This is a genomic window from Haladaptatus sp. CMAA 1909 (genome assembly GCF_043952005.1).
Classification (GTDB): Archaea; Halobacteriota; Halobacteria; order Halobacteriales; family Haladaptataceae; genus Haladaptatus.
This window is the reverse complement of record NZ_JBIOAV010000001.1, coordinates 2,319,797-2,341,000: the sequence shown is the minus strand read 5'-3', so window position 1 is coordinate 2,341,000 and position 21,204 is coordinate 2,319,797. Positions and strand designations below refer to the sequence as shown.

Sequence of the window (21,204 nt, the reverse complement as noted above, 5' to 3'; positions counted from 1 at the left end):
TCGCGGTACTACCGCTCGAAACCTACCCCTCGAACCCGTCTTCCCACCGGAAGGTGCCGTTGCGTTGAACGACTTCGCCGTCGATTTCCATCCGCGACTTCTCGCTCACGTCGGTTATCATGTCGATGTGGACGGCGCTGTCGTTGCCCGTCTCCCCCTCGGGAAGGCAGGCGTCGTAGGCGCGTCCGACCGCGAGGTGGACCGTGTCGCCCATCTTCTCGTCGAACAGGACGCTGTCGGTGAAGCGGTCGATGCCGCGGTTCATCCCGATGCCGAGTTCGCCGAGTCTGCGCGCGCCCTCGTCCGTGTCGAGGATGTCGGCTAACACGTCTTCGCCGGTTTCGGCGCTGAAGTTCACGACCTCTCCGTCCTCGAACGCGAGGTGGACGTTCCGAATGCGGCTCCCTTGGTGTGTCATCGGCACGTCGAAGAACACCTCGCCCTCCGTCGCGTGCGGTGCCGTGAACACCTCGCCGCTGGGCAGGTTGTGCGAGTCGTAGGCCACCGACGCACAGCTGTTGACCGCGGTTCGTCCCTCGATGGACATCGTGATGTCGGTGTCCTCCGTGACGATTCTGACCTCGCTTCCCTCGTCCAGCAGCGTCTTCATCTTCCCCATCTCCTCGGCCAGCGACTCCCAGTCGCGGAGGACGGCGCTGTACACGAAGTCCCGATACTCCTCGTAGGCCATCCCTGCCTGCTGTGCGTGGGCGCGAGTCGGGTGCAGCGTCGAAATCCAATCCGTCCCCAGGCGAGTCTCTCGAATGAGCGCCCGCGCTTTTTCGTACGCCTGCTTCGTCTCCCCCGGAACGTCGGCTTTTCCCATCGTGTTTCGACTTGCTCCGAGAACGAGTACCACGTCAGCGTTCTCGTACATCGCCAGTTCGGGTGCGGGGTTTTCGTCGAAGTCGCCGTCGTGTGCCCGGAGGTACGCACGCACGATTTCGTCGGACCTGTACAGGGTCAGCAGATTCACGTTTCGTTCGCCCAGTTTCTCGCCGACGGCGACGGCGAGGTCGTGAGCGCCCTCGTCGACCATGACGACGACGTCGTCTCCCTCTTCGACCCGTGCGCTCCAATCGACCAGCACTTCGGCGTGTTCGTGAACTCGGTCGTCCATACCACGACAGTCGGAGACCGGTAGAAAAGTCCTCGCGGTTTGCGATGCGGCAATCTCGTTTTAAAGACGCTTCTCATCGAACGATGACGGACACCAGCACGAACGCGCCGATTGCAGTCAGTACGATGGTTCCGCCCGCTGCAAGCCCGTACGCATAGGACAGCGTGATACCGACGATGACGGCGATCTCTCCGACGACGACGCCGATACCGAGCGACTGTCGGAAGCTTCCGGCAACCAGTGATGCCGTGGCGACGGGGACAACGAGCATCGCCGCGACGAGGACGACGCCCATGATTTGCATGGCCGCGACGACGACCAACGCTGTCAACACGACGAGCAGGCGGTTGTAGCGGCGGACCGGGATTCCGGAGACGCGGGCCGCCGTCTCGTCGAACGTGACGGCGAACAACTGCCGTCGCGTTACGGCGACGACGCCGACTACGAACGCGGACAACACGACCATTACCGAGACGTTGTCGGCCGTGACCGTCGCCAGACTGCCGAACAGGTACCGGTCGATGCCGACCGCGATTCCACCATCCACGAGGCTGATGAGGACGCTTCCGAGGGCGAACCCACCCGACAACACGATTGCCATCGACACGTCGCCGTACGCGTCGGTCCGTTCCGCGAGCACCTGTATCGCCAACGCCGCGAGCACCGCCACCACGAGCGCGCTGAGATACGGCGACACGCCGACGTTCAGGCTTCCGAGGAACAATCCGACTGCGACTCCCGCGAAGGCCGAGTGGGCCAGCGTATCCCCGATGAGCGCCATCCCCCGGTGAACCAGGAACGACCCGACGAGCGGCGCGACGAGGCCGACACAGAGTCCCGCGACGAGCGCGAGGCGCATGAACCGATAGCTCAGCATCTCGGCGATATCAATCATGGTCGTGGTGCAGTCGCCGCTGGTTCGCCCCGTAAGCGTCCGTCAGCACGTCGCTGGCTTCGAACTCGTCGGTCCCGCCGTGGAAGTACAGCTTCCGATTCAGACAGGCAATCCTGTCCGCGTGTTCCGTGACGACGCCGATGTCGTGTTCCACGAGGACGACGGCCAAGCCATCCCGATTCAGGTCGCGGAGGAGGCCGTAAAACTCCCCTCTGGACTCGGCATCGACGCCGACCGTCGGTTCGTCCAACACGAGTGCGTCCGCGTCGGCGGCCAGCGCGCGCGCGATGAACGCCCGTTGTTGCTGGCCGCCGGAGAGACGGGCGACGCGGCGGCCCGCGAGGGCGGAAATCCCGACGATTTCCATCGCGTTCTCGACGGCGTCCCGGTCTTTCTCCCCGGCGAATCCGAACCCGAGGTGTGAACTCCGACCCGTAGCGACTACCTCCCTGACCGTTACGGGCATTCCCGAAACCGCAGTTACGTTCTGTGCGACGTAGCCGACTCGACCGCCTTTTCTTCCCGTTTCGGGTGGTTTACCGAACAGACGAACCCTCCCCTCGTCTGGCGTCTGTACCCCGAGAACGAGTTCGAGGAGCGTACTCTTTCCCGACCCGTTCGGTCCGATGACTCCGAGGAATTCGCCGTCATCGACCGTCAGCGAAACGTCCGAGAGGACCGGTCGGTCGCCGTACCCGAACGTCACGTGGGCGAGTTCCGCGACCGTCATTTCGCTCCGAGCGCGGTTCTCAGTGACGGGAGGTTCACCTGCTCCATGATTTCGACGTATCCCCAGTCCTTCTCGTTCCACTCCTTCGTGACGCCCGGAATCGGCGTGATCGGCAGGTGGTCTTTCGCGTCGGTTTCCGAAACCAGTTGTTTGGCGGCCCGGTCCGACTCGAACACCGGCGCGAGGACGTGTTCGATATCGTGTTCGTCGATGAGTTCCTGCGCACGCCGGACGTCCTTGGGACTCGGCGAGGAGTCCGGCGCGAGTCCCGTCAGGGCGTGAACGTCGAACCCGTACCGTTCGCCGAGATACTGGAACGCGTTGTGTCCCGCGACCAGCACCGCGCTCCGCTTCGCAGATTCGAGTTCGGATTCGAACCTTGTGTCGAGTTCGTCCACCCTGTCCCTGAACACCCTCGCGTTTTCGGCGAACGAATCGCCGGAAACGCCGTCCACTTTCGAAACCCCGTCTTCGACGTTCGAAACGGCCTGCTTCGCTCGTTGCGGGTCGAGCCAGAAATGGGGGTCGTTCGCTCCGTGGCCGTGTCCCGTTTCGCTTTCACCGTGCTCGTGGCCGGTTCCGTTCTTCTCGTGGTCGTTCACGGTTTCGTTTCCCTGACCTTTGCCGTCGTGTTCGTCCTCCTCGTCTTCGTGGTGTTCACCGTCGTGGTTCTCTCCGTGACTCGGCGCGGGAAGCAGGGAAATCCCGCGTCTGGCCGCGACTATGGGAATCTCCGGCCGTTCCTTCTCGACGTTCTCAACCATCCTGTCCGCCCACGGTTGAAACCCGTCTCCCATGTAGACGACGGCGTCGGACTCCATCGCGTCCCGCTGGACCTGTGCCGACGGTTCCCAACCGTGACCGTGCTGGCCGACCGGCACCAAGCTTTCGACGGTCGTGGCGTCGTTCACGACGTTTCTCGTGAAATCGGTGAGGACGAAAAACGACGTCTGTATCGCGTTCGAATCGTCAGTCTTCCCGCCGGGGGACGACCCGAGACAACCGGCGAAGGTTCCGCTCGCGAACAACGCAGTTCCCAGTTCGATGGCGCGTCTTCGAGTGATGTTCGTCATCAGGTTATTAACAATTCTTGGCCCATAGTTAATAACTTCTGCTATCTCGGTGCTAGATGTTGTTAATATGTCTCGGTTCGCCACTCTCATCGGGCCGGTGTAGTATCGCTACTGATCGGGCATCGCCACTGGTCTCCGACCGGCAGAGATGGAACTTCCGGTCGGAAGCGTCGCCACTCGTGGGGTGCACTCCCGGAGACGTCGGCGTCACCGCACGAAACGGATCGTCAAAAAATCGCGGAGCGTCGAATCCGCCGTTTCAGGGGAAGACGAGGACCGTCGCGTGTTCCGTCTCCAGCACTTCGACTTCCTCGCCGCTTTCGGCGCGGTACTCCTCTTCGATTTCCACCCAGTCGCCGTCGAGGGTGACTTCTTCGCCCGCCGCATCCAGCGTGATTTCGCCGTGCGTGTCCACCTGCGCCTTGAGTTCCGCCGGGTCCGTCGATTCGAGCGCGCCGACGACCGCACCCGCCTTGTCGCGGAACTTCGGCCCGATGGACGAGTGGTCGGGGCTGACACCGACCGGCGCGAGTTCCACGTTCGGTCGCCCCTCTTCGAGGTAGACCGGGCCGTTCACCGCTTCGCTCAGGTCGTAGGTGTCGGGGTGGCGCTCGGCGTCGGCGTACAGTTCGATGCGGCCGAGTTCGCCGTTGAGGGCCATTCCCTCGTCGGACTTCCACGCCCTGACTTCGCTCGCAACTTCGGCGATGATTTCGCCCGCGAGTTCGGCTTCCTCGTCCCGCATTTCGACGTCCGGCCAGGAGGCCAGATTGACGCTCTCCTCGGTTCCGGGGAGGTAGCTGTACACCTCCTCGGCGAAGAAGGGCGAGAAGGGCGACAGCATCCGAGCGACGGACGAGACACACGTGTACAGTGCGTGGCGCGCGGCGTTGCGCTCGCCCGGCCGTCCCTCGTACAGGCGGCCCTTCACCAGTTCGAGGTAGTCGTCCGCGAGGTCCTCCCAGACGAACTCCCGAAGCGTTCTGAGCGCCCGGTCGTAGCGATACCGTTCCATGTCGTCGGCCACGCTCTCCGCGGTGTTCGAAAGCCGGGACAGAATCCAGCGGTCCGCGTCGCGGTAAGCCGGGTCGCTGATGGTCGGCGTGTTCTCGTCGAAGTGGTTCGCCGAGAACTGGAGGATGTTCCAGATTTTGGTGAGGAACCGCGAGGCCGAGGTGGCTTCCTTCGGCTGAAACTGGACGTCGCTTCCGGGTTGGCCGCCGAGGACCAACGCCTGCCGAACCGAGTCCGCACCGTACTCGTCGACGGCGTCCGTCGGCGTGACGACGTTGCCGCGGGACTTGCTCATCTTGTTGCCGTCCGGGCCGAACACCATGCCGTTGATGAGGATTTCGTCCCACGGGCGCTCGTCGGTGAGTTCGCCGACGCGGAGGAGCGTGTAGAACGCCCACGTTCGGATGATGTCGTGGCCCTGCGGGCGGAGTGCGACGGGTTCGAACTCGTCCAGTTCGAGGTCCACGGGCCATCCGCTGATGTGAAGCGGCGTGATGGACGAGTCCATCCACGTGTCCATCACGTCGGTCTCGCCCGTCCACGAGTCCGCACCGCACTCGGGACAGTCGCCGACTGCGGGGCCGGTTTCCGTCGGGTCGACCGGGAGTTCGTCGATGTCGGCGATGTGCCAGTGACCGCACTCCTCGCATTCCCACGCGGGAATCGGCGTGGCGAACACGCGCTGGCGGGAGATAACCCAGTCCCAACTCATGCCGTCCGCCCACTCTTCGAGGCGGGCGTACATGTGGTCGGGAATCCACTCGACTTCCTTCGCCTTCTCGACGATTTCGTCCGAGTCGACCTCGACGAACCACTGTTCCTTCGAGAGGATTTCGATGGGTGTGTCACACCGCCAGCAGGTGCCGACGGACTGCTCGGTGGGTTCCGAATCGTTGAGGTAGCCCTCCTCCGCGAGGGCGTCGGCGACGTCCGCCTTGGCCTCGTCGATGGTCAGGCCCTCGAACTCACCCGCGAGTTCGTTCAGGTGGCCGTCCTCCGTGAAGACGGGTCGAAGGTCGAGTTCGTGTCTGGCCCACCAGTCCACGTCCTGTTTGTCCCCGAACGTACAGATCATCACCGCGCCGGTTCCGAACTCTCCGTCGACGTCGTCGTCGCCGACGAGTTCGATTTCCTGTCCGAACAGCGGGACCTCGAACGTCTCGCCGATTCGGTCGGCGTAGCGTTCGTCCTCGGGGTCCACGGCCATGCCGACACACGCCGCGAGCAGTTCGGGACGGGTCGTGGCGATTTCTATATTCCGCGGCTCCGCCGCGGAGTCAGCGGAGCTTCGCTCCTCGCTATCGTCGTTGTCCACGCCCTCGAACGTGACGTAGTAGAGCGTCCCCGTCCGGTCCTCGTTTTCGACCTCCGCGTCCGCGATGGCCGTCTCACAGCGCGGGCACCAGTTGACGGGGTGTTCGTCGCGGTAGACGGAGTCTTCCATCTCGACGAACGAGCGCTGGGTCTTCCCCCAGTATTCGGGGTCCATCGTGCGGAACTCGGCGTTCCAGTCGATGGAGAAGCCCAACTCGTTCATCGTCTCCTTCATCGAGTCTATCTGCTCTTCGGTGTGCTCGATGCAGAGTCGGCGGAACTCCTCGCGGGAGACTTCCGTCCGGTGGATGTCGTGGTTCTCCTCGACCTTCACTTCCGTCGGAAGTCCGTGGCAGTCCCATCCCTGCGGGAACAGGACTTCCTCGCCCTTGAGACGGTGATAACGCGCCGCAAAGTCGATGTAACTCCACTGGAGTCCGTGCCCGATATGGAGGTTGCCAGTGGGGTACGGCGGCGGCGTGTCGATGACGTACTCCAAGTCACCGTCGGGGGTGTACACGTCGGAGCCTTGCCACTCTTCCCGCCACTTTCGCTCGATACGCTCTGGTTCGTAGTCGTTTGGAACGTCAGTCATGGCTGCAAATTGCTGTCGCTGAATGGTGAATCGGTGAGAAACACTATCGGCTCGCTGCCTGCGCTAGAGACGTACTACCGACACCATCGCGCTCATACTTGTGACTCTGAGTGTGGGCGCTGATAAAGGTTCCCGTCCATTTCCCGCCTGAATCAACTCCGAACGGTTCGATACGTCCGGAGGAGGACGAGTCCCCCCATCGTCGCGAGCGCGGTGATGACCGCGTACAGGAAGTTCGGAAAGTGGTCGTAGATGAAGAGGAGGTACGGTATCGAAATAAGAACGACTAACATACAAAGGAGGGCGATAACGAGGTTGAGTCGCAAGACGATTCTCTCCTCATCCATACCTCCCGTTCGACTTCAGCGGTGTTATTTGTTTGCCCCAACGATGAAAATAATTCGCCGATCCGACCGATAGTAACGAACCGTATCGTTTCGATCGTTCCGGATCATCCGCGATTGACGACTGTCCCCACTCATATATTTCTATTCGTGAATCACCGGCGTATTCTCATTAACTATCTGAACTCAATATGGGATTATGCAAAATATTATGTTGTACTTCGGCCAGATATTCTTATGATGGCGCGCTATTCGGATCGGAATAACGACGAACGGTCCCGACGACGTTTCGATGGGTTCGAACCGCAGCGATTCACGGCCGCGAACACGCTACGGGGGTGGAGATGACTCGACGGTCGCTCTCCACCGGCCTCTCGTTGGCGTTTCTCGTTCTTCTCCTTACGAGCACCGGCGCGTCGGGATTCGTTTCGAGGGCGACTCCGTCCGCTTTTGCGACCGACGAACCGAACTCGTCCGTGAATCACGACTCTTCGGACGTCTCCGAACCCAGCACGTCCCTCGAAACGGGCCGTTTCGGGGACGACTTCTGGCGCCTGTTTTACTGGTTGACCCAGTTGCTAGAACACGAACCCCAACCACGCCAGCGAGTTCCGACGTCATCCGCAACGAGCGTTCATACGACTCCCTCTTCATCTACCTCGCCAGCAACGACTCCCACGACCGTACCCTCATCGACCACGCGCTCGCCGACGACCGCTCCGATATCGACCGCACCGACGACAACGCCGTCAGTAGAAGCGGCACCTGCAACGACGACGGTCGTCCCTTCGTCCTCGACAACACCGGAAACCACGACGACACAGGTTACGACAACTCCTCCCACAACGACGTCCTCTCCGACGACAACGACCGAGACGACGGACCCAGATATCCCTACGGCTACGACGGTAGCGTCACAAACGACGACCACGACGCCACCGACGTCGACCACGATTCCGCCAACAACGACTTCCCAGTCGTCAATTACCGCAACGACTACCCAACCGACGACTACTGCGACGACTACTGCGACGACTACTGCGACGACTACCGCCACGACTGATACGACCACGCCGCCATCGACATCGAACGGCATCGATAGGGGAGACGTCGAGCGACTCGTTCACACGTATGTCAACGAGGAGCGGTCGAACCGGGGTCTGGAACCGCTCGCGTTCAGCACCGACCTCCGCGAAATCGCGCGCTATCACAGCGAGGACATGGCGACGCGGAACTACTTCTCTCACACGTCGCCCGAGGGGGAGAACTTCGCGGACCGCTACGACCGGTTCGACCACACCTGCCGCGCGTCGGCGGGTGACGGTCGATATCTTACGGGCGGCGAGAACATCGCGCAGACGTGGTACGACGTGCGTGTCACGACTGCGGACGGAACGGTTCGGTACACCACGGAAGACGAACTCGCTCGCGCCATCGTCACGCAGTGGATGAACTCACAGGGACACCGGGAGAACATCCTGACGCCGGAGTGGCGGAACGAAGGCATCGGCATCGTCGTTACCGACGAAGGGAAGGTGTACGCCACCCAGAACTTCTGCTAGGTTCGATATGCGCCACGTCGAACCCGCGTTTGCCGCGACGATGCGAACGTTCCCCCGGTGAGATCCATTCGGTCCCCCATTATCTCACCTCCAAATGCAATAAATACTGAAATAATATTATAAATGTAGAACTTCAATTTATGATGGAAATGGATCCAAAAACTCGAAAGGGAGTCATCGTGCTCCTTTTTCTGCTCCTGATCGCCGGCATCCTCGGCGGGTTGGCTATCGGCTGAACATCGGTTTCGACGACCGGAACGGCAAGACCTGCGTACTACCGCTTTTCAACGATACTTCGAGACGTTCCTTCCCGGTCCACTTCGGCCTGACACCCGGCCGGAACCGCAATCCCTACCTCACCCCCACCTCCACCTACTTCCATGCAACTGGGCGTCATCGGTTTGGGGCGAATGGGTCGAATCGTAGTGGACAGAACGCTGGCTGCCGGACACGACATCGTCGCCTACGACGTGGCCGAGGAGGCCGTCGAGTCCGCGGCCGAGGCGGGTGCGCAACCGGCCGATTCCGTCGCCGACCTCGCCGAGCAACTGGGCGAGGAGAAACGGATTTGGTTGATGGTTCCCGCCGGGGAACCGGTGGACGCCGCGCTCGAAGACTTGGAACCGTATCTCGACGGCGACGACGTGGTCGTGGACGGCGGCAACTCCTACTTCGAGGACTCCGTGCGCCGAGCGGAGACGACGTCGGCGGCCTACCTCGATTGCGGGACGAGCGGCGGCCCGGCGGGTGCCGAACTCGGATTCTCGCTGATGGTCGGCGGACCCGAGTGGGCCTACGAGGAACTGACGCCCGTATTCGACGCCGTGGCAACCGGGCCGGACGGCCACGACCGAATGGGCGAGTCGGGGTCGGGCCACTACGTCAAGATGGTTCACAACGGGGTCGAGTACGCGCTGATGCAGACCTACGGCGAAGGGTTCGAACTCCTCCACGAGGGTCGGTACGACCTCGATTTGGAGGCCGTCGCCCGAACGTGGAACAACGGTGCGGTCATCCGCTCGTGGCTCCTCGAACTCTGTGAGGAGGCGTTCCGCGAGGAGGGAACCGACTTGGGCGACGTGGCCGACCACATCGCTGGCGGTTCGACCGGCACGTGGACGGTCCAAGAGGCGCTCGAACAGGAGGTCCCGGTGCCGCTCATCTACGAGGCGCTTTCCGAGCGGTTCGGCAGTCGTTCGCCCGCCGAAGGTCGCTTCTCGCGTCGACTGGCGAACCGACTCCGGTATGGGTTCGGTCGGCACGAAGTGAAACGGGACTGAGCGGGTTCATTCGCCACTTCGGGCGGGTTTCCCTGCGGTTCTTTCGCGTCGTTACCGCTTCGCTCGGAGCAAGTACGCGTGGTCTTGCGGGAGTTCCGCGTCCGAAAGCGATTCCCACGCGTTCTCCTCCCGATGCTCCGTCGCGGTCAGTTCGAACCCTTCGTCTCGTAGCAACTCGAACACGTCCGACGGCCTGCTGTTCGTTCGCGCCAGAAATCTCGGATGAATTTCGACGAACAGACATCGGACGTCGTCCAGTTTCTCCCCCATTCCCCGAAGAACGCCGTACTCGTACCCTTCGACGTCGATTTTGACCACGTTCGGGTCGTCTCCGTCGTACGTTTCGAGCGCCAGCATCTCCGTCGTCGTTCGCTCCCCGACGTACGCCTGAGTGATGGATGCGTCATCCATTGCGTGCGTCCTGCTCAGGACGCGATAGTGGTAGTCGTTCGCTTCGAACCCGTGTATTCGCTCGCTCGGAACGCCGCACGCCTTGGCCAACGTGGTGAAGTACCCGAACTGGCTCCCGACATCGTAAAACGTGTCATTGGCATCGAACTCGTCGGCAATGGCAGCCGTCAACTGCGGTTCGTACTCGTCGCCGCGACCGAGTATCCGATACAGGTGCGAGCGTTTCGGCGCATAGAGCGACTCCGTCGTGGACCCTTTCGTCAATCGAATCTCCCGCACGTCGACCGTCAGATATCGGCTGTACTGATAGAGGTCTTCGACCGGCGTATCTTGTAACGTCGTAATGACCGACCGCGGAAGTTTCGATACCGCGTCCGCGATGACGTCTGGCATATGTACAGAATCCCCCCCTCGAATATAAGTGTGCATGTCCGACATGTGCTTTGGCTTCCACCGATGCCACGACCAACTCGTCCGTCTCCCCCCATGTCCGCCGTTCGGTGACGCCACACATCCGCGTCAATCACAATGCTGTTAAACCACCGTTCCGTAGCCACCGCCATATGGTAAACGAACTGGGTCTGGGACTCGGGCTACTACTCGTCCTCATCGTGGTGGCTCTGCACTACACGAAGGGTACAGAGTGGCGAATCGCGGACGACATCTCCCAAGAAGTGCTCGACCAGCGGGCGGCGAGCGTTCCCGAAACCGACTTCCCCGAACCGATGAATCGTTCCATCGGTGGTGGCGGTGCGGTCGCCATCGGCGGCGGCGCGGAAGGCGAACTCGCGGGTGAGGGTGAGGAAGAAGAGGATACGGGCTTCGACCCGTCCGCCATCCCGGAGGACGAAGTCGAGTACTTTGAAGTCGAGTACGTCAACGAGGGCGAAACCATCGAAGTCGCCAGCAACGAAACCATCCTCGAAGCAGGTGAGGACGAGGGCTGGGACCTGCCGTACTCCTGCCGGGAGGGCCAGTGCCTGTCCTGTGGTGCGAAACTCGCCGACGGAGAACCCGACGACATCGTCCACAGCAACAACGACACCCTGAGCGACGACGAACTCGAAAAGGGGTATTTCCTCTCCTGCACCGCCTACCCACAGGCGGACATCGGCGTCGAGACGAACGAAACGCCGTAACGACGCTCTTCGCTTTCATCTCGGAACTTCTCCCGACGTACGATATCTATTCCGTTTTCCGACCGTTCGTTTCTTTCTCGGGGAGCGGTGGCCGAGATGGCGGAGTCACAAAACTAAAGCCCTTCTGCACGAAGGAACGGGTGAGGGCGCGTAGCTCAGTGGACAGAGTTCTTGGTTCCGGACCAAGATGTCGCGGGTTCAAATCCCGTCGCGCCCGTACGCGTTTCGGTGAACGACGGTGAGCCGAAACCGGACTCCAAGACGGATTTTCAGCAGACCGAGGTTCTGCGCGGAGCGCAGGTTCTCGGGCGTGGTTCAAATCCCGTCGCGCCCGTTCATTTCGTGACACCCGTGAGCCGAAACGGACCCTAGTAACGCCGTCCTTACTCGTCGATATCGCGCTTCAGGGGGTTGCTACTCGGTTCGTAGCTGGCAATTACTTAATTTTTCGGCCGCTGTGGTTGGCGTATGCCCTTCGAGTGCTTTCCAGAATACGCGGTCCGGAATCCCTCAAAGTGTGCCGTCGTCCGTCAGGTTTCCCGCCACGAATGGGTGGCTCGGACCGAGGAGGGGCGCTTTGCCTCCGGTTCGACGCCCGCCAGCGCCATCGCACGGCTGAAACGGTAATCCCCGTGACGACGCCGTCCGCGAAACCGCGTCTCTATCGGATACCCGCTCGGAGAGCGGGGAATCACGATGCTCGAAACGACGTGTTAAAACCCGCTTAGTAACCGTTTAACCCGCTGCTGGGGCGTTTCACGCTATTTGCCGATTTCGTGCGCGTATGGTGCCGTACTCGCGACGGAAACGACCGAACGACCACCAACGCGTCGGCGGACTGCGGCACATCTTACCGACCCGTTTGCGATTCGAAATATTGAAACGGACCTATTTCGTTTCGAAAGTACGATGACCAGCACACAGCCCAGCAGCTCTATCACGGACGGTGGGCTGGTGCGACCGATGTTCGAACTCGCGTGGCCGATCGTCGTCATTCAACTGTTGCAGGTGATGTACAACGTCGCGGACACCTTCTGGTTGGGTCGACTGTCGTCCGATGCGGTCGGTGCGATGAGTATCGCGTTTCCGCTCATCTTCTTCCTCATCTCCGTCGCGGGCGGGTTTACGACTGCAGGGAGCATCCTCGTCGCCCAGTTTACCGGTGCGGACAGCGAGGGGTCGGCGGGCAAGGTCGCGGGCCAAATCCTCACCTTCGTGTCCGTTCTCGCCGTCCTCCTCGGAATCGCCGGGTACTTCCTCACCGAGCCGATGCTCACGTTGATGCCCTCGCAGGGGGCGACGACCGTTCAGGTCGTTCCGCTCGCGCGGCGCTACATGGAGACGTACTTCCTCGGACTGCCGTTCCTGTTCGGCTTCTTCGTCTTCACATCCCTGATGCGTGGATACGGCAACACGCGCACGCCGATGCGGATCATGATGGTCAGCGTGGCCGTCAACGTCGTCCTCGACCCGCTGCTCATCTTCGGCGTCGGATCGCTCGACGGCATGGGCGTCCAAGGTGCAGCGCTCGCCACCATCTCGGCACGCGCCGTGGCGAGCGTTCTCGGCCTGTACGTCCTGTTTTTCACCGACGCGGGGCCGACCGTTCGATCGGACGATCTGGTCCCCGACTTCGATCTCATCTGGAAAATCGTCCGTATCGGGACGCCGAGCGCGCTCGAACAGTCCACGAGTTCGCTGGCGATGATCTCGCTGACCGCGATGGTCGTCCAGTTCGCGCCGCCCGTCGTCAGCGCCTACGGCCTCGGAAACCGTCTCGCGTCGCTCGTCTTCCTCCCCGCGATGGGGTTGGGTCGCGCGACGAACACCATGGTCGGGCAGAACTTGGGGGCGCGGAAACCGGACCGCGCGGAGCGGGCCGTTTGGCTCGCGGCGAAGGTCGGTGCCGGGGTGATGCTCATCGTTGCAATCGTTGCACTGCTGTTCCCACGGCCGATAGTCGGCGTTTTCATGGCGACGGGAACTCAGCAGGCGGATACGACGATCCGACTCGGCAGCGAGTATCTTCGGATTCGTTCCGCCGAGTTCGCGTTCATGGCGGTTTTACAGGTCCTCCTCGGTGCGTACCGCGGCGCGGGGAACACGAAACTGGCGATGGCCTTTTCGATGATAACCCTCTGGCTGGGTCGGGTCCCGGCGGTGTACTTCCTCGCGTTCGTCCGCGATATGGGGCCGACTGGCGTCTGGGTAGGCATGGCCTGCGGAAATATAATCGGTGCCTTCCTCGCCGCGTTATGGTTTACTCGCGGCACGTGGAAGCGTACGGTTATCGACGACCCCGGCGTTACGGTTACCGACGGCAAAGGCGAATAACGATCGGCTGTCCAGTTTAAGAGTAACATAATAAAATGATTGGAGAGTGTAGGTGCCTTCAATGAGTCTGGCGACCGTCGCACTGCAAGATGACACCCCTTGCTTGGCGAACGAAACGAAAGCCGCGGGTCGGAACTACTGTCTGGGTGATAGAAAATGAGCAACGTAAACGTTCTTATCATCGGAATCGACGCCGGATGCTTGCCAGTTTTCGAACGCCTGTACGAGGACGACGTTATCCCGAACATCCGCTCTATCTGCGATGGCGGGGTTGCCGCACCGCTGGAATCACAGATGCCGCCGTGGACGCCGAGCGCGTGGCCGTCGCTGTACACCGGGGTCAACCCCGGGAAACACGGCGTCTGTGGGTTCGTCGCCTACGACGGATACGACTTTCACGTCGTCAGCGGCAGCGATGTCGAGGAACACGCCATCTGGACGCTGTTGGACAAACACGACCTCACGAGCGTCGTCGTGAACGTCCCTGTCACGCACCCCCCGGACGAAATCGACGGGGCGCTCATCCCGGGATTCATCGGTCCCGAGGACCCGCGCTGCCACCCCGAGGGACTGTTGGACGAGGTGCGCGACGCCATCGGCGAGTACCGCGTGTACCCGACGTATTCCCGCGAGGAATCCGATTACACCGACGCACAGAAGATGGACGAGTACACGAGTCTCGTTCGAATGCGCGGCGAGGCGTTTCGCTATTTAGCCGACAAACACGAACCCGACTTCGGCTTCGTCCAGTTTCAAAAGCCCGACACCGTCTTCCACGAGTTCGACGGCGACTGGGACAAGGTAAAGACCGTCTACGAGGAGACGGACAGACAGGTCGGCAAACTCCTCGAAGAGTGCGACCCGGACACCGTCTTCATCGCGAGCGACCACGGAATGGGACCGTACGAGAAGTACGAGTTCCGCGTCAACGAGTTCCTCCGCGACGAGGGCTACGTGAAGGCTCGAAAGGGGGGCCGCGGAATGCCGTCGTGGAACCCGATTCAGGACGAACTTCGGGAGGGGAAGGAGACGAAAACGTGGGAACCGAACACGCTCGAACGGATGGCGGCGAAGGCGGCCCAGTTCGGTTTCACCGCCCACCGGATTCGAACCGGGTTGGAGAAGGTCGGACTCGCGGACATCGCGAAGCAGTACGCGCCAAAGAACGTGGCGCGGACGGCGAACGAGCAGGTCGACTTCCCGAAGTCGGCCGCATACATGCGCGCCCGAACCGAACTCGGCGTGCGAATCAACCTCCAAGGGCGCGAACCGAACGGCATCGTTCCGCCGGATCGGTACGACGAGGTTCGTGACGAACTCATCGAGAAACTCAGCGGGGTCGAAACCCCGGACGGCGAACCCATATTCGGGGAAGTCGCGCCGCGCGAGACGTACTTCCACGGGAAGAACGCGGACAACGCGCCGGACATCGTGACGATTCCGAACGAGATGGGACAGTTCCTCTCGGCACAACTGCTCGGCGACTACTTCGCGCCGCCGACGGAACCGTGGAATCACAAACTCGAAGGTATCGTCGCCGCGAAGGGGGAGGGAATCGACGCGGATTCGATGCCGACCAAAGCGCACCTCTTCGACGTCGCCCCGACGGTCATGTCCGCGCTCGGAATCCCGTACAGCGACCGGATGGACGGCAGCGTCATCCCGATAGTCGAGGACGCCGGCGCGCAGTCTTACCCCGCCTATGACGAGGACGACTCCGTCTCGATGGAGGATGACGCGGACGTCGAAGAGCGGTTGGCGGACCTCGGCTACATGCAGTAACTCCGAACGGCCACCTTTCTTATCTCGACGACTATCGAATCCAGTCCGGGGTTTCAATGAACGCGAACGATTTGCCGGGTGAAGGCGCATCGCTCTGGCTGGAGACGACGGAGGGAACCGACTACGGTTCGCTCGAAACCAATATCGACGTCGACGTCGCGATTGTCGGCGGCGGTATCGCCGGCCTCTCCACCGCCGCGGAGCTGATGGATTCGGAAAAGACGGTTGCCGTCCTCGAAGCCGACCGTGTCTGTTCGGGCGTCACGGCGCGGACGACGGCCAAACTGACGAGTCAGCACGGACTGAAATACGACCGGATCCGGTCACGGTTCGGGCGCGAGCGCGCCCGACAGTACGCGGCCGCTAACGAGGCGGCCATCGAAACCGTCGTCGAACGGGCGACGACTATCGACTGTGATCTCCGGCGACGACCCGCCTACACGTACGTCTCCGACGAAAACGACCGAAAGGACGTGCGGCGGGAGGTCGATGCCGCTCGAAGCGTCGGCCTTCCCGCGTCGTTCGTCGAAGAAGTGCCGACCGTTTCGGACGCTGTGGCGGGGGTTCGATTCGACGACCAAGCGCAGTTCCACCCGCGGAAGTACCTCCTCGGCGTGGCGGAGGAAGTAGCGGCGGGTGGCTGTGACATCTTTGAAGGGACGCGAGTGACGGACGTTCGGGCGGGTTCTCCGTGCGAAGTCGAGACGGAGGGTGGAACGGTAAGAGCCACCGACGTCGTCCTCGCGTCGCACTTCCCGATACTGGACCCCGCAGGTTACTTCGCTCGAAACTATCCGAAACGGTCGTACGTGCTGGCCGTTCGGACGCGCGACCCGAAACCGGAGGGGATGTTCTACCGGTCGGGCGAACCGTACTTCTCCGTCCGACAACACGAGACGGAGGACGAATCGTTCCTCCTCGTCGGCGGGCAGAATCACAAGACCGGACAGGGGGGTTCGACCGCGGACCGCTATCGAGCGCTCGAACGGGAGGCGAGACGACGGTTCGATGTCGAGGAGGTCGCCTACCGGTGGTCGACGCAGGACTACCGCTCGGTGGACGGCGTGCCGTTCGTCGGCCGCGCCGCGCCGTGGCGGAAGCACGTCTACGTCGCCACGGGGTTCGGCGGGTGGGGAATGTCGGGCGGTATCGCGGCGGGTCGTGTCCTCGCCGAGGAAATCGCGGGCGATGGAAGCGAATGGGCCGACGCGTTCGATCCGGGGCGATTGCCGCCGCTGTCGGACCTTTCCTCGCTCGCCAGGGAGAACGCGAACGTCGGAAAACGCTTCGTCGAGGATTGGGTGTCGAAACCGAGTAAAGCGGGAGCATCGCTTGCCCGGGGCGAGGCACGGGTCGTCCGTGAGGACGGCACACCCGTCGCCGAATTCCGCGACGACGGTGGGGAACGTCACCGCGTCTCCGCGGTCTGTCCACACCTGAAGTGCGTCGTCGAGTGGAACGACGCGGAGAAGTCGTGGGACTGCCCGTGCCACGGGTCGCGCTTCGATTACGACGGGACACTTCTCGGCGGCCCCGCCGTTCGCGACCTTCCGAAGAAATAGCGGTCACGGCCGAGACATATATGTTCATTAGTGGTCTCTTCTGTCCATTGGGGTAGACTTATGTTCATGGAAGGGATATCCTTCTCCCATGTCCCAGCAGAATTCAACCGAGTTCGGAACGTTCGGTGGCCGACACGTCCCCGAACCGCTCGAAGAACCGCTCGAAGGGTTGGCACAGGCTTACGACGAGATTTCGGGAACGGAGACGTTCCAGCGCGAGTTCGGACGACTGCTCGAATCCTTCGCGGGACGGCCGACGCCGCTCTATCACGCGGAACGGCTCTCGGAGGCGTACGGTGCACAGATTTACCTGAAGCGGGAGGACTTGCTCCACGGCGGCGCACACAAAATCAACAACTGTCTCGGACAGGCGCTACTGGCCAAGCAGGCGGGGAAGGACCGACTCATCGCCGAAACCGGTGCGGGTCAACACGGCACCGCCACCGCGATGGTCGGCGCTCTCCTCGACATCCCCACCGAGATTTACATGGGGAAAAAGGACGTGGAGCGCCAGAAGATGAACGTCTTCCGCATGCGTTTGATGGGCGCGGAGGTGAACGAAGTCACCCGCGGCGACTCCGGGTTGGCCGATGCTGTCGACGCCGCGTTGGAGGACTTCGCGCACAACGTGGACGACACCCACTACCTCGTCGGCAGCGTCGTCGGCCCCGATCCGTTCCCCCGGATGGTCCGCGACTTTCAGTCCGTCATCGGCGTGGAAGCGCGACGCCAGATTCAGGAGGAGACGGGAGAACTGCCCGACGCGGCGGTCGCCTGTGTCGGCGGCGGATCGAACGCAATCGGCCTCTTTCACGCGTTCCGTGACGACCCCGTGGAACTCTACGGTGCGGAGGGCGGCGGTGATGGGTCGGATTCGACCCGCCACGCGGCCCCGCTGGCGAACGGAAAGACCGACATCCTCCACGGGATGCGGACCCGGATTCTGAACGACGACGTGGAGGTCCACTCCGTCTCGGCGGGACTGGACTATCCCGGCGTCGGCCCGGAACACGCCCGGTTCCGCGAAACCGGCCGCTGTGAGTACACCGGCGTCACCGACGACGAGGCCCTCGCCGCGTTCCGCGAACTGAGCGAGTTGGAGGGAATCATCCCCGCACTCGAATCCAGCCACGCCGTCGCGCTGGCGAAGCAACTCGCGGAGGAGCGCGACCAGGACGACGTGATTCTGATCAACCTGAGCGGACGCGGCGACAAGGACATGGAACAGACCGCCGAGATGTTCGACCTCGGGGACTGACCCGCGAAAAGGGACGGTTTCGAAACGCGATTACGCGGCCGCCATCGACGGCACGGTGCGCCGATTCGCGTCGTTCGTCTCGTTCGTCTCGTCCGTCTCGTTCGCCGCCTGCTGTTCTCCGTTGGTGCCGAGCGTCGCGGTCACGTCGGCGTTCAACCGCGAGTGATTGAAGTAAACTTGGTCGTACTTCGAGGAACTATAACTTCCATAGAGGTCGAGATTCGCCGTTCGCTCGCATTCGAGGAGCGCCGCGAGCGTGATAAATCCGAATCCGCTGGCGAACCGGGTGAGATAGAGAGCGTAAAACTGGGCTCGATTTTCGTCCACGGTTCACTCTGCGAACACCTTCGCAAAACCCTTTCGTTTCAAACTACCGAACAGTTACTCGTCCCGACAATCGGGACATCGGTCGTCTTCGACGTATATTTCGAGCAACTGCTCTCCGCATTCGACACATCGTTCCAGTACGTCCTCCTCTTCCACGCTCGTTCACGACGCAATCGAAACCCGATAGAAATAGTCGTATCGATTTCCCTAGTGTCAATCGTTCACACTACTCTCGATTCGCTTCGTTCCCGATTCCACTCAGTCCAGGTTCTCGCCCTGATAGTCCCCGTCGTAGGTTCCGTCGTGGTCCGCCTCGGCGAAAACGAGTTGCGCGATGCGTGCACCCCGTTCGAGTTCGATGTCGTGGTGGACCTGCAACAACCCTTCACCCTTCCCCTTGTAACCGGCGTCCCAAACCGCCGTGTTGAGCATGCAGGAGTTTCGCATGAGCGACGAACGGGGGTACACGAAGCCGATGTGTCCGTCCGGGATTTCGATGATTTCCTCGTACTGGACGATGTAACCGCCCTGTGGCAGATAGTAGTTCTCCGGCGATTTCTCGGTTATCTGCTCGGATTCGACTTGCTGGCGATCGCCGATCTCCTTGCCGTTGCGCCCGATTCGACCCGAATCCCGCTGTTCGTACACCGTTTCCAGCGTCAAATCGACGCCGTTCGGTTGCACCTGTTGCCGTCTGACCTCCGAGACGTGTTCCGCGACGAACGTTCCGCTCTCGAACATAGACGGACGGCGTGTCCGAGATGGTATAGCCGTTACCGTTCTCGGGCAGTTCGGGTGACACTCACTCGCTCACCCGTGTCCGTCGTTTATTCGCGTCGTTCGACCGTCCCGACGGTCGCTCCGTCCGCCACGTCGAGTTCGTCGGCCCGAACCACCTCGACGCGGGCGTCCGAACCCAATCGCACGTGATCGCCGACGACGGTTCCGACGTCGACGTGGTCGAGCGCCACGCGGTCGCCTTCGACGTATTCCGCCCGGAGGAACCCGTCCGGTCGATGCCGGGAGACGACGACGGAGTCCCCGACGAGACGTGAAACCACCGAGTCGGATACGAGGTCGAATCCGACGTCGTCCGCTTCGACGCGTCCCGCTTCTATCGCGCCACGAATCCTGACCGTTCCGGCCTGCATCGTTCGGGCTTCGACCGTGCCGGACGCCTCGAACCCGTCGGCTTTCACGTGTTCGAACTGCACCGACCCCGAACACTCGAACGCATCGGCGGCGGTCGTTCCCGTCGCCGACAGCGACCCCGAGACGGTGATATCGCCTGCCGTCACGTCCCCATCGACGTTCGTCGCCCCGGAGACCGTCATCGTATCCGCACGGAGATCGCCCTGTACCGTCGTCGCACCGGACAGTTTCGCCCGTTCGACCCGAACGTCGCCGTCGACAGTCAGTACGCCCGAAACGTCCAACCGGTCTGCGATTACCTCGTCGTACGTCGCGATTCCCGCGACTCGAACCCGCTCGTCGTGCCCGCTTTGTGTGTGCATCGTTCTCGGTGTTGCGTGGGGCACTTCATAAATCTATGCACTAGTTGTGCGTTCATTGTGAGCTGAATGTGTATTTGATGTGTGCTTTATGGAAACCATTATGCTTCTCCGGCTGGTAGTCGGTTTCATGAGCCGAGACATTCGGATCTCAATCGACGACGACGAGGTGTTCGAACGGCTGAAACGGCGAAAGCGAGAACTCGACCTCTCGTGGGAGGAGGCCCTCCGCCGCGGATTGGAGCGCGGACACGGCGGACACTGGGACCGTCACGGAAAGAACCCACACGTGCGCTCGCCACGAGGGACGTCGCCCCCGTCGGGACACGACCCTCGAAACCGCGGTCACGGTCGCAGCCACGGGCGCGGTCGTGGCCGCGGTGTCGATACCCGCGGTAAGGGATACCCGAGTCCGTTCGACCCCGATTTCGGCGACCGGCTTCGACGCGAAATCGAGGAGTCCGTGCAGGACTCGATGCAATCGGTCGAAGAGTCGATGCACGCCGTCGGCAAGTCGGTGGGTGCCGTCGGGGAGGGATTGGGAACGGAAATCGACCGACTAGAGGACGCGGAAGACGCCGTCCTCTCCTTCCCGTTTCTCACCGACGAGCGCGCACAGGTGCCGCTCCGGGTGAACCTGAAAACCAGCGCCGACGGGTTGACCGTCGACGTCGTCGCGGTTCGTCGCGGCAAGAGTACCGGGGAGACCAATCGCTTCGCCGACGACCAACGGGCCGAGATAAACCGCTGGCTAGCGGAGGGAAAGACCGTTCGACTCGAACTTCAGAACGGGACCGAAGCGTATGACGTCGTTCCGACGCTCTCGTGGAGTCGCGCCGACGACGGAACGCCGACCGTGACCGACGTCGAAATCGCCGACGTTCGGTTCGACTGACGGTCGCGTCCATCCCTTTTCAGTTCCTTTATTTTCGCAATGATTGCCGGACGAGAAC

At 62.0% G+C, this 21,204-nt stretch carries 20 protein-coding genes and 1 tRNA gene; 10 read left to right on the top strand and 11 right to left on the bottom strand.

The window, feature by feature from the left end; translation table 11 throughout:
• Positions 1-22: 22 nt before the first annotated feature.
• From ACGYLY_RS12815 to ACGYLY_RS12790, 6 genes are all read right to left on the bottom strand, one after another.
• Positions 23-1,120, bottom strand: a complete 1,098-nt coding sequence (locus ACGYLY_RS12815) for an aminopeptidase (RefSeq protein ID WP_395281233.1) — start codon at positions 1,118-1,120, stop codon at positions 23-25.
• A gap of 73 nt (positions 1,121-1,193) precedes the next feature.
• Positions 1,194-2,015, bottom strand: coding sequence for a metal ABC transporter permease (locus ACGYLY_RS12810; protein ID WP_395281234.1), 822 nt, complete (start codon positions 2,013-2,015; stop codon positions 1,194-1,196).
• Positions 2,008-2,745, bottom strand: coding sequence for a metal ABC transporter ATP-binding protein (locus ACGYLY_RS12805; protein ID WP_395281235.1), 738 nt, complete (start codon positions 2,743-2,745; stop codon positions 2,008-2,010). The genes ACGYLY_RS12810 and ACGYLY_RS12805 overlap by 8 nt, the downstream gene beginning before the upstream one ends.
• On the bottom strand, positions 2,742-3,818 hold the full coding sequence (locus ACGYLY_RS12800; RefSeq protein WP_395281236.1) for a metal ABC transporter substrate-binding protein: 1,077 nt from the start codon (positions 3,816-3,818) through the stop codon (positions 2,742-2,744). The genes ACGYLY_RS12805 and ACGYLY_RS12800 overlap by 4 nt, the downstream gene beginning before the upstream one ends.
• A gap of 259 nt (positions 3,819-4,077) precedes the next feature.
• Positions 4,078-6,741, bottom strand: a complete 2,664-nt coding sequence (locus tag ACGYLY_RS12795) for a valine--tRNA ligase (RefSeq protein ID WP_395281237.1) — start codon at positions 6,739-6,741, stop codon at positions 4,078-4,080.
• A 152-nt stretch (positions 6,742-6,893) separates the two neighbouring features.
• Positions 6,894-7,088, bottom strand: coding sequence for a hypothetical protein (locus tag ACGYLY_RS12790; protein ID WP_395281238.1), 195 nt, complete (start codon positions 7,086-7,088; stop codon positions 6,894-6,896).
• Between the two features lie 289 nt (positions 7,089-7,377).
• Here ACGYLY_RS12790 and ACGYLY_RS12785 point away from each other — a divergent pair, with 289 nt between their 5' ends.
• The 3 genes from ACGYLY_RS12785 to gnd all read left to right on the top strand — a co-directional run bounded on the left by ACGYLY_RS12785 (position 7,378) and on the right by gnd (position 9,927).
• Positions 7,378-8,148 carry a hypothetical protein gene (locus ACGYLY_RS12785; RefSeq protein WP_395284193.1) on the top strand — a complete coding sequence of 257 codons (771 nt, stop codon included), beginning with the start codon at positions 7,378-7,380 and terminating at the stop codon, positions 8,146-8,148.
• A complete protein-coding gene (locus ACGYLY_RS12780) occupies positions 8,039-8,647 on the top strand; it encodes a CAP domain-containing protein (protein ID WP_395291256.1) in 609 nt (202 codons plus the stop codon). The genes ACGYLY_RS12785 and ACGYLY_RS12780 overlap by 110 nt, the downstream gene beginning before the upstream one ends.
• A gap of 380 nt (positions 8,648-9,027) precedes the next feature.
• On the top strand, positions 9,028-9,927 hold the full coding sequence (gnd, locus tag ACGYLY_RS12775; RefSeq protein ID WP_395281239.1) for a phosphogluconate dehydrogenase (NAD(+)-dependent, decarboxylating): 900 nt from the start codon (positions 9,028-9,030) through the stop codon (positions 9,925-9,927).
• A gap of 51 nt (positions 9,928-9,978) precedes the next feature.
• Here the strand turns inward: gnd and ACGYLY_RS12770 are convergent, their stop codons facing one another.
• Positions 9,979-10,731 (bottom strand): FkbM family methyltransferase, encoded by a 753-nt coding sequence (locus ACGYLY_RS12770; RefSeq protein WP_395281240.1) that lies wholly within the window; start codon positions 10,729-10,731, stop codon positions 9,979-9,981.
• 170 nt (positions 10,732-10,901) lie between these two features.
• Here ACGYLY_RS12770 and ACGYLY_RS12765 point away from each other — a divergent pair, with 170 nt between their 5' ends.
• Positions 10,902-11,477, top strand: a complete 576-nt coding sequence (locus ACGYLY_RS12765) for a 2Fe-2S iron-sulfur cluster-binding protein (protein ID WP_395281241.1) — start codon at positions 10,902-10,904, stop codon at positions 11,475-11,477.
• Between the two features lie 144 nt (positions 11,478-11,621).
• Positions 11,622-11,694: transfer RNA gene (locus ACGYLY_RS12760), tRNA-Arg, on the top strand.
• Positions 11,695-12,007: 313 nt separating this feature from the next.
• Here the strand turns inward: ACGYLY_RS12760 and ACGYLY_RS12755 are convergent.
• Positions 12,008-12,172 (bottom strand): hypothetical protein, encoded by a 165-nt coding sequence (locus ACGYLY_RS12755; protein ID WP_395281242.1) that lies wholly within the window; start codon positions 12,170-12,172, stop codon positions 12,008-12,010.
• A gap of 214 nt (positions 12,173-12,386) precedes the next feature.
• Between ACGYLY_RS12755 and ACGYLY_RS12750 the strand changes: the two genes are divergently transcribed.
• The 4 genes from ACGYLY_RS12750 to trpB all read left to right on the top strand — a co-directional run bounded on the left by ACGYLY_RS12750 (position 12,387) and on the right by trpB (position 18,413).
• The gene (locus ACGYLY_RS12750; protein ID WP_395281243.1) at positions 12,387-13,811 is read left to right on the top strand and encodes an MATE family efflux transporter; all 1,425 of its coding nucleotides are present in this window, start codon (positions 12,387-12,389) and stop codon (positions 13,809-13,811) included.
• Between the two features lie 156 nt (positions 13,812-13,967).
• The gene (locus ACGYLY_RS12745) at positions 13,968-15,593 is read left to right on the top strand and encodes an alkaline phosphatase family protein (protein WP_395281244.1); all 1,626 of its coding nucleotides are present in this window, start codon (positions 13,968-13,970) and stop codon (positions 15,591-15,593) included.
• Between the two features lie 56 nt (positions 15,594-15,649).
• Entirely contained in the window at positions 15,650-17,155 is a 1,506-nt protein-coding gene (locus tag ACGYLY_RS12740; protein WP_395281245.1) for an FAD-dependent oxidoreductase, read from the top strand.
• 88 nt (positions 17,156-17,243) lie between these two features.
• Positions 17,244-18,413, top strand: a complete 1,170-nt coding sequence (gene trpB, locus ACGYLY_RS12735; RefSeq protein WP_395281246.1) for a tryptophan synthase subunit beta — start codon at positions 17,244-17,246, stop codon at positions 18,411-18,413.
• A 30-nt stretch (positions 18,414-18,443) separates the two neighbouring features.
• Here the strand turns inward: trpB and ACGYLY_RS12730 are convergent, their stop codons facing one another.
• The 3 genes from ACGYLY_RS12730 to ACGYLY_RS12720 all read right to left on the bottom strand — a co-directional run bounded on the left by ACGYLY_RS12730 (position 18,444) and on the right by ACGYLY_RS12720 (position 20,254).
• Positions 18,444-18,740, bottom strand: coding sequence for a hypothetical protein (locus ACGYLY_RS12730; protein ID WP_395284194.1), 297 nt, complete (start codon positions 18,738-18,740; stop codon positions 18,444-18,446).
• Positions 18,741-18,998: 258 nt separating this feature from the next.
• Complete coding sequence (locus tag ACGYLY_RS12725; RefSeq protein ID WP_395284112.1) at positions 18,999-19,508, bottom strand: deoxyuridine 5'-triphosphate nucleotidohydrolase; 510 nt, start codon at positions 19,506-19,508, stop codon at positions 18,999-19,001.
• A gap of 59 nt (positions 19,509-19,567) precedes the next feature.
• Positions 19,568-20,254: a hypothetical protein gene (locus ACGYLY_RS12720; protein ID WP_395281248.1), complete on the bottom strand. Its 687-nt coding sequence runs from the start codon at positions 20,252-20,254 to the stop codon at positions 19,568-19,570.
• Positions 20,255-20,381: 127 nt separating this feature from the next.
• On the opposite strand from ACGYLY_RS12720, the gene ACGYLY_RS12715 reads away from it, so the two are divergent.
• Complete coding sequence (locus ACGYLY_RS12715) at positions 20,382-21,146, top strand: hypothetical protein (protein WP_395281249.1); 765 nt, start codon at positions 20,382-20,384, stop codon at positions 21,144-21,146.
• Positions 21,147-21,204 lie beyond the last annotated feature (58 nt).